This is a genomic window from Kitasatospora sp. NPDC058444, from assembly GCF_042721415.1.
Classification (GTDB): Bacteria; Actinomycetota; Actinomycetes; order Streptomycetales; family Streptomycetaceae; genus Kitasatospora.
This window is the reverse complement of record NZ_JBHXLL010000021.1, coordinates 23,154-36,878: the sequence shown is the minus strand read 5'-3', so window position 1 is coordinate 36,878 and position 13,725 is coordinate 23,154. Positions and strand designations below refer to the sequence as shown.

Here is a 13,725-nt window from a genome sequence, read left to right as displayed (position 1 = left end):
CGGTCAGTGCTCCGCGGGGGCGGACGAGGCGGAGGCGGACGAGGCGGGGGCCGGCGAGGCGGGGACGGGCGAGGCCGAGGCGGGCGAGCCGGACGGCGCCGGGGCGGGTTCGGCCGCGGCGGGCGTCGGACAGTCGGGGATCAGCCGGTAGCCGACCCCGCGCACGGCCTCGACCAGGCCGGGCAGCGCCAGCTTGTTGCGCAGCGAGCCGATGTGCACCTCCAGGGTGCGCCCGTTGCCCTCCCAGCCGCTGCGCCAGACCTCGCTGAAGATCTGCTCGCGCCGGTAGACCACGCCGGGGCTCTGGGCGAGCAGCGCGAGCAGGTCGAACTCCTTGCGGGTGAGCGGCACGTCGCGGCCGTCCACGCTGACCCGGCGGCGCTCCCGGTCGATCCGGATGCCGCGGGACTCCAGCGGGCCGCGCTGCTGCGGCACGGTGTCGGGCGCGGGCACCGACACCGCCGCGGGGGCGGCGCCGCGGCGGGCCACGGCGTGGATGCGGGCGAGCAGTTCGCCCATGTCGTACGGCTTGGTGACGTAGTCGTCGGCGCCCAGGTTGAGGCCGTGGATCCGGGAGCGGACGTCGGCGCGGGCGGTGACCATGATCACCGGAACGCCGCTGCCGGCCCTGATCCGGCTGCACACCTCGAAGCCGTCGCGGTCGGGCAGCCCGAGGTCGAGCAGCACCACGCGGTACGGCTCGTTGCCGTCCGGCACCAGGGCGTCCAGCGCCTCGTGGCCGCTGCGGGCGTGCCGGACCTGGAAGCCGTGCCGGCCCAGCACCGCGACCAGCGCGGCGGCCACGCGTTCGTCGTCCTCGACGAGCAGTAGTCGCATCCTGTTCTCCTCCTTCCCCCACCTGATCACCGATGATCACCGGGCCGATCGTTCAGGGCCCGGTCCTGCGCAGTATGGGCCAGTGAACGGCCCGGCGCCAGGTTCGACCGCCCACCGGGCCCGGGGGGAACGGGGAGCACCAGAGCGGATTCCCGCTGTGACATGCCCCGTCGGCGCCCGCGCGAACAGCGCATGGGCGCCGTGTGGCCGTTTCGTGATCCTCAAGTTCCGCTCAGATCGGCTGACGGGGCGCGCTCGCGGCTCCTAAGGTCGGCCCACCGGGGGCTGCGGCTCCGCCGGCCGCGGCCCCCGGATTCGTACCACCACTGCCGCCCAAGGGAGTTGAGACCCTCTCGGGCAGGCTTGATTCGACGACAGAGGGAGCAGGCGCGATGACCGAGAGCCCGGTCGAGGACTCCACCCCCGCAGCCGCCCCGCTGGTCGTGCTGAGCAACGTCAACAAGCACTACGGCGCGCTGCACGTACTGCAGGACATCGACCTGGAGATCGCCCAGGGCGAGGTGGTCGTGCTGATCGGCCCGTCCGGCTCGGGCAAGTCGACGCTCTGCCGGACGATCAACCGGCTGGAGACGATCGACTCCGGCGCGATCACCATCGACGGCCGGCCACTGCCCGACGAGGGCAGGGAACTGGCCCGGCTGCGCGCCGAGGTCGGCATGGTGTTCCAGAGCTTCAACCTGTTCGCGCACAAGACCGTGCTGGAGAACGTGGTCATCGGCCAGGTGAAGGTGCGCAAGGTGCCCCGCCCGGAGGCCGAGAAGACCGCCCGGGGCCTGCTCGAGCGGGTCGGCGTCGGCGCGCAGGCGGACAAGTACCCGGCCCAGCTCTCCGGCGGCCAGCAGCAGCGCGTGGCGATCGCCCGCGCGCTGGCCATGAAGCCCAAGGTGATGCTCTTCGACGAGCCCACCTCGGCGCTGGACCCGGAGATGGTCAACGAGGTGCTGGAGGTCATGCGCCAGCTGGCCGCGGACGGCATGACGATGGTCGTCGTCACCCACGAGATGGGCTTCGCCCGCTCCGCCGCCAACCGGGTGCTGTTCATGGCCGACGGGAAGATCGTCGAGCAGAACACCCCCGACGCCTTCTTCACCGCGCCGCGCTCCGAGCGCGCCAAGGACTTCCTCTCGAAGATCCTCCACCACTGACGCTTCGAGACCCGCGGGCCCGGCCCCGGCCACCGCGCCGACCGGCCCTGCCCGTGCACGCCTTCCAGACGCCAGAGCCCGGTTGACACCGCGGCCCAGCCCCAGGAGAACCCTCATGAGGACTTCCCGCACCCTCGCCGTCGCGCTCTGTGCCGTCGCGCTCACCGCCACCGCCGCCTGCGGCAAGGACGGCACCCCCGGTGCCACCGCCGCGAGCAGCGGCGCCGGCGCCCCGGCGCTGCCGACCTACACGGTCAAGACCGACGTCAAGGTCGACTCCGCGGTCCTCGCCGAGGCCAAGAAGCGCGGCCAGCTGATCATCGGCGCCAAGGCCGACCAGCCGAACCTCGGCTGGGAGGACGTCGCCAGCGGCGACCGCAGCGGCTTCGACATCGAGATCGCCAAGATGATCGCCGCCGACCTCGGCTTCACCCCGCAGCAGATCAAGTGGCAGACCCTGGTCTCCTCGCAGCGCGAGCCGGCCATCGCCAAGGGCCAGATCGACTTCTACGTCGGCACCTACAGCATCAACGACGAGCGCAAGAAGAGCGTCTCCTTCGCCGGCCCGTACTACATCGCCGGCCAGGACCTGCTGGTGAAGGCCGACAACACCTCGATCACCGGCCCGGAGAGCACCGGCGGCAAGAACGTCTGCACCGCCACCGGCTCGACCTCGATCAAGAACATCCAGCAGTACAACCCGAAGGTCACCCAGTTCGACACCTACTCGGCCTGCGTCGAGAAGCTGATGTCCGGCGAGGTCGACGCGGTCACCACCGACGACGCGATCCTCAAGGGCTACGCCTCCAAGTACGCCCCCAAGCTCAAGGTGGTCGGCAAGCCGTTCACCAAGGAGAACTACGGCGTCGGCCTCAACAAGGACGACAAGGCGCTGCGCGACGCGATCAGCGACGCCCTCAAGGCCCACGAGGACAACGGCGACTGGAAGAAGGCCTACGACGCGACCCTGGGCGCCTCCGGCTCCGCGGCGCCGGACGTCCCGGCCCTCGACCGCTACTGATCCGCCCGCCGTACGTCGAATCCCGACCATGAACTGAGAGGAGGGCCGCCGGATGGGGTTCCTGTTCGAGGACGACAACTTCGCGTTGTTCCGCGACGGCTTCCTACAGACGATCGAGGTGAGCGCGCTCAGCGCTCTGCTCGCCCTGCTGCTGGGCACCCTGCTGGCGGCCTTCCGGGTCTCCCCGGTGCCGGTCCTGCGCGCCTTCGGCACCGCCTGGGTGACGCTCTTCCGCAACACCCCGCTGACCCTGCTGTTCTTCGCCGTCACCTTCGGCCTGCCGCCGCTGGGCGTGCACTTCAGCCACCTGGCGTTCGCGGTGCTGGCGCTCGGCGGGTACACCGCCTCGTTCGTCTGCGAGGTGATCCGCTCCGGCATCAACACCGTGCCGCTCGGCCAGGCGGAGGCCGCCCGCAGCCTCGGCATGAACTTCGGCCAGACCCTCACCCTGGTCGTCCTGCCGCAGGCCGCCCGGACCGTCCTGGGCCCGATGAGCAGCGTGTTCATCGCCCTGCCCAGGAACTCGGCGATCGCCGGCGCCTTCAGCGTCGCCGAGCTGTACAGCGCCCAGCAGACCTTCTCCGAACGCGGCTACTCGATCTTCGCCATCTTCTTCTGGGTGGCCTGCGCCTACCTGCTGATCAGCGCGACGGTCGCCACGTTCTTCCGGTTCCTGGAATCCCGACTGGCGGTGGCCCGATGAGCTTGTTGAACCGCCAGGCCTCGGCGAGTGTCCTCTACGACACCCCCGGCCCGAAGGCCCGCACCCGGTACCGCGCGTTCGGCGTGCTCTCGGTGCTCGCCATCGCCGGTCTCCTCTGGTACGTCTTCAGCGCGCTGAACGACAACGGCCAGTTCGACGCCGGTCTCTGGGACGCCTTCCAGTACACCTACGTCCAGCAGCAGATCGTGGACGGCCTGCTGTCCACCCTGGAGGCCTTCGGGCTCGCGGCGGCCTTCTCGCTCACCCTGGGCGCACTGCTGGCGGCCGGTCAGCTCTCCGACCACCGGCCGGTCCGCTGGTTCTGCACGGCCTTCACCCAGTTCTTCCGGGCGATGCCGCTGCTGATCCTGATCGTCGGGCTCTACTACGCCTTCTTCGCCAAGCAGCCGATGTGGGCGCTGGTGCTCGGCCTCACCCTCTACAACGGGGCGGTCCAGGCCGAGATCATCCGCAGCGGCGTCAACGCCGTCCCGCGCGGCCAGGGCGAGGCGGCGTACGGGCTCGGCATGCGCAAGACCCAGGTGATGACGTCGATCCTGGTGCCGCAGGCCGTCCGCTCGATGCTGCCCTCGATGATCGGCCAGCTGGTCGTCACCCTCAAGGACACCTCGCTCGGCTTCATCATCACCTACCACGAGCTGCTGTTCGTCGGTAAGAAGATCGCCAGCCAGCCGTTGAACGCCGCGGGCTTCCCCTACATCCCCGTGGTGCTCGTGATCGGCCCGATCTACATCGCGATGTGCCTGTTGTTGACCGCGCTCGCACGCTGGATCGAAGCACGCGGCCGTCGCGGCGCGAACCGGCGCACTTCAGCTTCTGCTTGACGGACACGCAGGTGAACTGTTGCATTGCTCTTCGTGACACCTCCCGGGAGCATCCACGCGGCATATGCGGCAGCGGTAACTGACCCCGGCCGATCGGCCGGTTCGTGCCCGGAGGTTCCCTCATGGACCCGGTGATCGTGGTCGGGGCCGGACCGGTCGGTCTGGCCCTGGCCCTCGCCCTGGCGCGGCACGAGGTGCCCACCGTCGTCCTGGACGAGGGCTCCGGACTCTGCCCCGAGGGCCCGCGCAGCCTCGTGCTCGGCGCCGACACCGCCGCCTTCCTGACCCGGATCGGCTACCCGCGGGCCGTCTCGGACTCCGCGCTGTGGGACTCCTTCGCCATCTGGCGCCGCCGCCAGGAGGTGCTGCGGATCGACCTCACCGACTCGCCCACCTTCCACCTCCCCCAGCACCGCCTCCAGCGCGGGCTGCGCGACGCGCTGACCGGCACCCCGTTGATCAGGCTGGTCCCGCTCAACCGGGTCGTCGAGCTCGAACAGGACCGGGACGGCGTCAGCGTCCGCACCACGGGCACCCAGGACGGCTCCGCCACCTGGTGGCGCGGCAGCCACCTGGTCGGCTGCGACGGCGCCAGATCCACCGTCCGCAAGCTCCTGAAGATCCGTTTCCCCGGCCGCCCGGCGGTCGACCGCAACGCCATCGCCACCGTCCGGGTCGACCTGCCCTTCGACGGCGCCCGGCTGCACCGCGAGCCCCCGTGGCGGGGCGACCGCGAGGCCTCCGCCCGTCCGCTTCCGGACGGCGTCTGGCGGCTCGACTGGCGGCTGCCCCCCGGCCGCCCCGCCGCCGAGACGGTCGACCCGCACGCCACCTGGCCCGGCATCGTCACCGGCGACACCCTGCTCACCCGGGTCACCTCCACCCTCACCGGCTGGTGCGGCGAGCTGCCCCGGTTCGAACTGCTGGCCGCCGCCGACCACACCGCCCAGCAGCGGCTCGCCGCCCGCTTCCGGTTCGGCCGCTGCTTCCTGGCCGGCGACGCCGCTCACCTGCACGGCGCGCTCGGCATGCAGAACCTCACGGACGGGCTGCGCGACGCCGACAACCTCGCCTGGCGGCTCGCCCTCGCCTGGCACCTCCACTCCGGCGGACCGCAGCCAGGCGGATCGCTGCTCGACGGCTACGAGGCCGAGCGGCGCGGGGCGGTCGGCGCCCGGCTGCGCGCCGTCGACCAGTCCATGCCGCTGCTGCGCCCGCTGCGCGGCTGGCAGCAGACCCGGCGCTCGCTGCTGGTCGGCGGCTTCCGCAAGCACGCCCCGCTGCTCGCCGACGGCCAGCTCGGCACCGGCCGGTTCGGCGGCGCGCCCGCCTACCCGGCGGCGCCCTCCGGCGTCCCCGGCCGGGTCCCGGTGCAGCGCGGCACGCGCGGCACCACCTCGCTCAGCGAGCTGCTGCCCGCCACCGCCCCCGGCGTGCTCGTCCCGGACCTGCCGGTGCTCGCCGACGACGGCACCCCGGACCACCTGCACGCCCGGCTCGGCACCACCTTCCTGCTGCTGCTGGTCGCCCCCGGCACCGCCGTCTGGTCCTCCGAGCACTGGCTCGGCGCCGGTCTGATGCCCCGCCTCGCCGAGGTCGCCGCCGCCCTGCCCGTCCCCGCCGAGGTGCTGGTCACCGAGGACTACCCGGGCGCCGGGCCGCACACCGTTCTGCTGATCCGCCCGGACGGCCACCTCGTCGGCGTCACCCAGGGCGCCGTCGCCGAGGACCTCCTCGCCCTCGCCGACCGCGCCCGCGGCGGCCCGGCCACGCTCACCCCGGCCGCCGACCCGGCCGCCGACCGGGCCGAGCAGCCCGCGTCCCGGCAGGTGGACTCCCCGAGCCAGGGCGTGTCCTAGGGCCTAGGGCGCGCCGGACGCGCCGGCGCCCGTCGGACGTCCTGAAGCCTGTGCCCTAGCCGGCCACCGCCGTGGCCCGGCTCTCGCGGACCACCGTCACCCGGATCCGGCCCGGGTAGGTCAGCTCGGTGGAGACCTGGCGGGCGACCTCACGGGCGATCAGTTCCGCCCCCAGGTCGTCCACCGCGTCCGGGCGGACCATCACCCGCACCTCGCGGCCGGCCTGCATCGCGTACACCTCGGCCACGCCCTCGTACGAGCGCGCGATCTCCTCCAGCCGCGCCAGCCGCCGGACGTACAGCTCCAGCGACTCCTTGCGCGCGCCCGGCCGGCCGCCCGAGCAGCCGTCCGCGGCCTGGGTCAGCACGGCCGTCACGGTGCGGGGATCGACCTCGTTGTGGTGGGCGGCGATCGCGTGCACCACCTCGGCGGACTCGCCGTGGCGCCGGGCGAGCTCCGCGCCCACCGCGGCGTGGCTGCCCTCGGACTCGTGGGTGAGCGCCTTGCCGATGTCGTGCAGCAGTGCCGCGCGCCGCACCGGTTCCGGGTCCACCCCGAGTTCGGCGGCCATCATCCCGGCCAGGTGGGCGGACTCCAGCAGGTGCCCCAGCACGTTCTGCCCGTACGACGCCCGGTACCGCAACGAGCCCAGGGTGCGGACGAGTTCGGGGTGCATCCCGCCGACCCGCGCCTCCAGCAGGGCGTCCTCACCGGCCCGGACACAGCGCTGCCCGACCTCCTCGCGGCTGCGCTCGTGCAGGTGCTCGATCCGGGCCGGGTGGATCCGGCCGTCCTCGACCAGCTGCTCCAGGGTGAGCCGGGCGGCCTCCCGGCGGACCGGGTCGAAGCAGGACAGCTGCACCGACTCGGGGGTGTCGTCGACGATCAGGTTCACGCCGGTGACCGCCTCGAAGGCGCGGATGTTGCGGCCCTCCCGGCCGATGATCCGGCCCTTGATGTCCTCGTTCGGCAGCCGCAGGACGGTGACGGCGCTCTCCGCGGTCTGCTCCGTCGCCAGCCGCTGGATCGCCCCGGCGACGATGTCCCGGGCCCGGCGCTCGCCCTCCTCCTTGGCCTCGCGCTCGATCTCCCGGACGGTGACGGCGGCCTCCCGCCGGACCGATTCCTCGGCCTCCCGCAGGAGTTCGGAGCGGGCCTGCTCGGCGGAGAGCCCGGCGGCCCGTTCCAGCGCCGCCACCCGGTGGGCGACCAGCGCCTCGGACTCGCTCCGGGACCGCTCCAACTCGGCCGATCGCTCGGTCAGTTCGTCCTCGCGGCGGCGCAACCTGCGCAGTTCCTCGAGCACGTCCCGCTCGCGCCGGGCGAGTTCGGCCCGCTGCCCGGCGCTCTGCTCCTCGGCCCGCAGGCGGAGCTGTTCGGCCTCGGCCAGCGCGCGGTGCCGGGCCGCCCGGAGCCGTCCGACCGCCAGCCCGGCGGCCACCAGGAACACCAGCAGGAGGAACACGGCCGTTCCGGCGACCGCCACCAGCGAGCCGCTCGGGCCGGTGCCCGCCGAGATCCCCATTGCCGCCCACTCCCCCGTCGCCACGCGGGCCGCCGTCGGAGGCGCCCCGGGAACTGAAGGCGAGGCTAGGTCGGGGTCACGAAACGGTCAAGAGTTGACCAGGTTCACTCCAGGACGCCTACAGAACTGCCACTACTCCCGACCCGGCAGTTCACTCTGCTCCTCCTCCAGCGCACTGCGCACCACCCGGAACGCCAGCCCCTCGGAGTAGCCGCGCCGGGCCAGCATCCCGACCAGCCGCCGGGTGCGCACCTGGGTGTCCAGCCCGCGGGTGGACCGCAGCTTGCGCTCGACCAGTGCCCGGGCCGCGTCCGTCTCGTCGTCGTGGTCGAGCTGGGCGACGGCCTGTTCGATCAGGTCGGCGGCGACGCCCTTGGTGCGCAGCTCCTGGGTCAGCGCCCGCCGGGACAGGCCCCGGACGGCGTGCCGGGACTCCACCCAGGCCGCGGCGAAGGCCGCGTCGTCGATCAGCCCGACCTCTTCGAGCCGGGTGAGCACCTCGTCGGCGACCTCGTCCGGGATCTCCCGCTTGCGCAGGGCGTCGGCGAGCTGCCTGCGGGTCTTGGCGGCGCCGGTCAGCAGCCGCAGGCAGATGTCCCGCGCGCGGGACTCCGGATCGACCGACTCCTCGGCCTGCTTCCGGGAGGTACGGCCGGCGCCCTCCTGCCCGGACGCACCGGACGCACCGGACGCACCGGACGCACCAGCCGACCCGAACGCACCGGACGGCCCGGACAGCCCGGCCGCGGAACGGCCCCGACGCGCGCCGCGCCGGGAGGCCGAGGCGGCCGCACCCCCGTGACCGGCCGCCTCGCCTCCGCCCCGCCCGCTCCCCAGGGCCGCCGGTGTCGAAGCGGGCCCGTCCAGGTCGGGTTCCTCGGCCGCCAGGGCCGAGCGCCGCCGTCGGCGGCCGGTGGGCAGCTCGGAGGCGGAGACCAGGCCGAGCGCCTCGACCGAGGCCTCCGCCGACTCCGGCCTGGGTGCCGCGCCGCGCCGCGCCCGGGCCGGAGCCAGGTCGAACTCCGGCTCGGAGCCGGATGCCCACTGCGTGGTGGACGGGCGGTCGCGCCGGGAGAGCCGCCCCCCGGGCCTCTCGGCCACCGGCTCCGGTTCCTCCGCGACCGCGGCGAACCAGTCCGGCGGCCCGTAGTCGTCGTCCTCCGGGCCCGCCGGGCCGCCGCCCACCGTGTCGTACTGCGTCAACGGCTCAGGCCTTGGCCGCCGCCGTCTTCTTCGCCGCGGCCGTCTTGGTGGCGGTCGCGGTGATCGGCTTGGCGGCGCCGTCGGCGGCGGCGGCAGCAGCAGCAGCCTCGGCCCCGCCCTCGGCCGGCTCCTCCACCTTCGGGCCGATGCCGAGCTTGCCCTTGATCTTCCGCTCGATCTCGTCGGCGAGCTGCGGGTTGTCCCGCAGGAAGTTGCGGGCGTTCTCCTTGCCCTGGCCGAGCTGGTCGCCCTCGTAGGTGTACCAGGCGCCCGACTTGCGGATGAAGCCGTGCTCCACGCCCATGTCGATCAGGCCGCCCTCGCGGCTGATGCCCACGCCGTAGAGGATGTCGAACTCGGCCTGCTTGAACGGCGCGGCGACCTTGTTCTTGACCACCTTGACGCGGGTGCGGTTGCCGACCGCCTCGGTGCCGTCCTTCAGGGTCTCGATCCGGCGGATGTCGAGGCGGACCGAGGCGTAGAACTTCAGCGCCCGGCCACCCGTCGTGGTCTCCGGCGAACCGAACATCACGCCGATCTTCTCGCGCAGCTGGTTGATGAAGATCGCGGTGGTGTTCGACTGGTTCAGCGCACCGGCGATCTTGCGCAGCGCCTGGCTCATCAGCCGGGCCTGCAGACCGACGTGCGAGTCGCCCATCTCGCCCTCGATCTCGGCGCGCGGCACGAGCGCCGCGACCGAGTCGATGATCACCAGGTCGATCGCGCCGGAGCGGATCAGCATGTCGGTGATCTCCAGCGCCTGCTCACCGGTGTCCGGCTGGCTGACCAGCAGGGCGTCGGTGTCCACGCCGAGCTTCTTGGCGTACTCCGGGTCGAGCGCGTGCTCCGCGTCGACGAACGCGACCGTGCCGCCGGCCTTCTGGGCGTTGGCGGCCAGGTGCAGGGTCAGGGTGGTCTTACCGGAGGACTCGGGGCCGTAGATCTCGACCACGCGGCCGCGCGGGATGCCGCCGACCCCGAGGGCGACGTCCAGGGCGGTGGATCCGGTGGAGATCACCTCGACCGGCTCGTTGGCCTTCTCGCCGAGGCGCATCACCGAGCCCTTGCCGAACTGCCGCTCGATCTGGGCGAGAGCGGTCTCCAGGGCCTTCTCGCGGTCCGTACCTGCCATGGCTTTTTCCCTCGGGTTCTGTGCTGTGCGCTTCATCGTCCTCGACGCTAGCGCGTCCCACTGACAAACGGGCCCGACCGGGCTCCGCCTGTGGAAAACTCCTCGCCGGAGAGTACAAAGAACATCTGTTCGATTCAAGCCTCGCACGTCCGGGCCGCGCCGCTCCCGAGGACGCCCCCGGGAGCGGCGTCCCGGGTCACTCCCCGCGTCCCGGCCCCTCCCCGCGGACCATCCGGCGCAGCCGCCGGGCCGCCTCCCGGCGCAGCTCCCGCCGGGCCCGCTGCTGCTCTCCCCGGTCGATCCGCGGATCGGTGGCCACCTCGTACCGCCGCACGTACGTCCCGACGAAGCCCTGGAGCGTCGCCGCCGCCGGGATCGCGATCACCGCGCCCACCGCGCCGAGCAGCGCCGCCCCCGCGATCACCGAGCCGAAGGCCAGCGCCGGGTGCACGTCCACCGTCCGCGCGGTGATCCGCGGTTGCAGCAGGTAGTTCTCGATCTGCTGGTAGACCACCACGAAGCCCAGCACCCACAGCGCGTCCACCGGATCCACCGTCAGCGCCACCAGCACCGGCAGCGCCCCGGCCAGGTACGTCCCGATGGTCGGCACGAACTGCGACATGACGCCCACCCAGACCGCGAGCGCCGCCGCGTACGGCAGGTCCAGCACCGTGAACATCACCCAGTGCCCGACGGACGACACCACCGCGAGCAGTGCCCGGGAGTACAGGTAGCCGCCGGTCTTGGCGAGCGCGATCTCCCAGGCCCGCAGCACCTCGGCCTGCTTGGCGGGCGGCAGCATCGAACAGACCGTCCGGCGCACCCGCGGGCCCTCGGCGGTGAAGTAGAAGGTGAACAGTCCGACCGTGAAGGCCTGGAAGAGCCCGCCGATCAGGGTGGAGGAGACGCCCCAGACGTTGTCGGCGGCCTGCTGGACGTAGGTCTCGATGGTGCCGGAGTCCTTGAGCAATCGTTTCTGCAACTCACCCAGCGAGAGGTCCTGGTGGAAGGTCCGGTTGATCCAGCCGATCAGGTTGTCGACCAGGTGCGGCAGGTCCCCGGCGATCTTCGCCACCTGGTCGACCAGCAGCGTGCCGAGCGCGGCGAGGAAGCCCACCACCGCCACCCCGACCGCCACGAACACCAGGAAGGTCCCCACGCCCCGGCGCACCCCCCGCGCCGCCATCCGGTCCACGGCCGGCTCCAGCGCCAACGACAGGAAGAACGACACCAGCAGCATCACGAACAGGTCGATCAGCTGCCGGAACGCCCAGTCGGCGAGCTGGAACAGCCCCACCAGCACCAGGAACAGCACCATCGCCCGCGGCAGCCAGCGCGGCATCCCGCCGCCCCAGAGCCCCCCGCCCGCGGGGGCGTCCTCGGTGCCCCGGTCCGAATTCTTCTGCTCCGCGCTATTTGTCACCCGGACAGTCTGTCCCATGCCGCCCGGAGGTCCGACAGTTTTATCGCTAGCGCAGCACCCCGGAGACGCCCTGGGTGTCGCAGACCACGCGCCAGACGTCCTTGGCCTCCCAGCCCGCCTCCAGCGCCTGCCGCACGGTCCGCCCGCCCAGCTCGCTCATCACGTGGTCGGTCGCGAACGACTCCGCGTACCCCTCCCCGAAGTGCGCGTACATCCGTCGCCAGAACTCCGTCAGCCTCATGCCTCGAGTATCCAGGACCGCGCCCGCCGCACGCCGCCCCCTCAGTGCGGCAGCACCACCAGGCCCGCCCCGAAGTACTGCCGGTCCCCGCACCCGAACGCCCCCGCGGGACACCCCGGGGCCGCCGTCCCCGCCAGCGCCCCGGCCAGGCCGTCCGCCCCCAGTTCCGGATGCAGCGCCGCCACCACCGCCACCGCCCCGGTCACGTGCGCGGCCGCCATCGAGGTCCCGGCCAGCGCCGCGAACCGCCCGTCCGGCCAGTCGGAGACGATCGCCCCCTGCGGTCCGCCGTCCGGGTCGCCCCCGGGCGCGGCCAGCGAGACCCGTCCGCGTCCGTAGTTGGAGTAGCCCGCCGGGTGCCCGTCCCGGTTGACCGCGGTGACGGTGACCACCCCGGGCAGCTCGCCGGGCAGCCGCACGCACTCGGTGCCCAGGTGCCGGACGGGCGCCGGCCCCGACACCCGGTCGTTGGGGCTCCGTTCGTCGGTCCGCCCGGCACCGAGGTCCTGCCCGTCGTTGCCCGCCGAGGCGACCACCACCGCCCCGGCCCGCCGGGCGTACCCGGCGGCCCGCCCGACGGCCGCGATCAGTGCGGCCTGGTCCCGGTCCTCGGGGCAGTTGTACTTCCACGGGTCGGCGAAGTAGCTGTTGTTGATCGCCCTGGCCCCGTGGTCGGCGGCCCAGAGCAGGCCGCAGACGATGTTCTCGACGTAGTACTGCCCGAGCGGCCCGAGCAGCCGGACGGCGGCGATCCGTACGCCCGGGGCGACCCCGGTGACGCCGCGGCCGTCCCGGGTGGCGCCCACGATCCCGGCGACGTGCGTGCCGTGCCCGCTCTCGACCACCCCGGGGTCGGGCCGCCAGGCGCCGGTGCGGGCATCGGGCCGGCCGTCCGCGCAGGAGGCGGAGGCCTTCGGATCGACGGCGGCGCGCAGGTCCGGGTGGGTGTCGTCGACGCCGGAGTCCAGCACGGCGACCAGCACCCTGCGCAGCGCGTCGGCGGCCGGCACCGCACCGCCGGACACCGCCGGGGCACCGCCCGCCCGGACGCCGGCGCCCCCGACCATGGCGAGGTTCCAGGCGCCCGCCTCCGCCGGATCGGGCACCGTCACCGTCCCCGAGTCCGCCCGGTCGCCCCCGGGCCGGAGCCCGTCCCCGCTCCGGCCCGCCCCCCGCCCCGCCGCCCCCGCACGCGCACCCGTCGCCGTCGCCGTACCCGCACCCGTCGAGAAGTCCCCGGTCCCCACCACCGCCCGCGGCGGCGCGACCACCGGCGCGGTCCTGGTCGCCCCGGCGGCGGCGATCCCGGGCCGGGCCCGCACCCGGTCGGCGAACGAACCGGTGGCGTACACGAGCACAGCCCCGATCTGCGGGTACTCCTGGACCACCTGCCCGCCGGCCGCCCGGCTCTCCGCCCCGGCCCGGGCGGCGCCGGCGGCGTCCTCGCCCTCGGCCAGCACCAGGTAGCTGAGGTACGCCCGCCCCGCCCCGGACACGTACGGGACGGCGCCACCCACCACGAGCGCCGTGAGCAGCATCGCGAGCAGCGCCCGGGCGGGCCCGCCGACCCGGCGGCGCCGGGCGGTCCTGCCCCGCGCGTGCACCTGCGCCATCGCACGGTCTCCGCTCGTCGGTCCGGTGGGTCACGGCTGGATCAAGCCCCGGTTCATCACCATATGAGCGGATCGTCCTTTCTGCTCCCCGGCTTGCACCCCTCCTGATCCGCACCCCACGCACCGCCCCGGCACCGCCCCCGCGCCCGCCCCCGTG

The 13,725-nt window shown here is 73.4% G+C and carries 12 protein-coding genes; 5 read left to right on the top strand and 7 right to left on the bottom strand.

What is annotated here, in order from left to right:
* Positions 1-3: 3 nt before the first annotated feature.
* Complete coding sequence (locus ACFWP2_RS22170) at positions 4-837, bottom strand: response regulator transcription factor (RefSeq protein WP_380453960.1); 834 nt, start codon at positions 835-837, stop codon at positions 4-6.
* A gap of 392 nt (positions 838-1,229) precedes the next feature.
* Between ACFWP2_RS22170 and ACFWP2_RS22165 the strand changes: the two genes are divergently transcribed.
* From ACFWP2_RS22165 to ACFWP2_RS22145, 5 genes are all read left to right on the top strand, one after another.
* Positions 1,230-2,003, top strand: a complete 774-nt coding sequence (locus ACFWP2_RS22165) for an amino acid ABC transporter ATP-binding protein (protein WP_380453958.1) — start codon at positions 1,230-1,232, stop codon at positions 2,001-2,003.
* Between the two features lie 115 nt (positions 2,004-2,118).
* Positions 2,119-3,024 (top strand): glutamate ABC transporter substrate-binding protein, encoded by a 906-nt coding sequence (locus ACFWP2_RS22160; protein WP_380453956.1) that lies wholly within the window; start codon positions 2,119-2,121, stop codon positions 3,022-3,024.
* A 52-nt stretch (positions 3,025-3,076) separates the two neighbouring features.
* On the top strand, positions 3,077-3,727 hold the full coding sequence (locus ACFWP2_RS22155) for an amino acid ABC transporter permease (protein WP_380453954.1): 651 nt from the start codon (positions 3,077-3,079) through the stop codon (positions 3,725-3,727).
* Positions 3,724-4,572 (top strand): amino acid ABC transporter permease, encoded by an 849-nt coding sequence (locus ACFWP2_RS22150; RefSeq protein WP_380453952.1) that lies wholly within the window; start codon positions 3,724-3,726, stop codon positions 4,570-4,572. The genes ACFWP2_RS22155 and ACFWP2_RS22150 overlap by 4 nt, the downstream gene beginning before the upstream one ends.
* A gap of 122 nt (positions 4,573-4,694) precedes the next feature.
* A complete protein-coding gene (locus ACFWP2_RS22145) occupies positions 4,695-6,431 on the top strand; it encodes an FAD-dependent monooxygenase (RefSeq protein ID WP_380453950.1) in 1,737 nt (578 codons plus the stop codon).
* A 55-nt stretch (positions 6,432-6,486) separates the two neighbouring features.
* On the opposite strand, the gene rny is transcribed toward ACFWP2_RS22145, so the two are convergent.
* The 6 genes from rny to ACFWP2_RS22115 all read right to left on the bottom strand — a co-directional run bounded on the left by rny (position 6,487) and on the right by ACFWP2_RS22115 (position 13,568).
* Complete coding sequence (gene rny / locus ACFWP2_RS22140; RefSeq protein WP_380453948.1) at positions 6,487-7,956, bottom strand: ribonuclease Y; 1,470 nt, start codon at positions 7,954-7,956, stop codon at positions 6,487-6,489.
* A gap of 132 nt (positions 7,957-8,088) precedes the next feature.
* The gene (recX, locus tag ACFWP2_RS22135; RefSeq protein WP_380453945.1) at positions 8,089-9,159 is read right to left on the bottom strand and encodes a recombination regulator RecX; all 1,071 of its coding nucleotides are present in this window, start codon (positions 9,157-9,159) and stop codon (positions 8,089-8,091) included.
* 4 nt (positions 9,160-9,163) lie between these two features.
* Positions 9,164-10,291, bottom strand: coding sequence for a recombinase RecA (gene recA, locus ACFWP2_RS22130; RefSeq protein ID WP_380453943.1), 1,128 nt, complete (start codon positions 10,289-10,291; stop codon positions 9,164-9,166).
* 196 nt (positions 10,292-10,487) lie between these two features.
* Positions 10,488-11,714: an AI-2E family transporter gene (locus ACFWP2_RS22125; protein WP_380453941.1), complete on the bottom strand. Its 1,227-nt coding sequence runs from the start codon at positions 11,712-11,714 to the stop codon at positions 10,488-10,490.
* Between the two features lie 46 nt (positions 11,715-11,760).
* On the bottom strand, positions 11,761-11,955 hold the full coding sequence (locus tag ACFWP2_RS22120) for a DUF3046 domain-containing protein (RefSeq protein WP_375877271.1): 195 nt from the start codon (positions 11,953-11,955) through the stop codon (positions 11,761-11,763).
* 41 nt (positions 11,956-11,996) lie between these two features.
* Complete coding sequence (locus ACFWP2_RS22115) at positions 11,997-13,568, bottom strand: S8 family serine peptidase (RefSeq protein WP_380453938.1); 1,572 nt, start codon at positions 13,566-13,568, stop codon at positions 11,997-11,999.
* Positions 13,569-13,725: the final 157 nt, after the last annotated feature.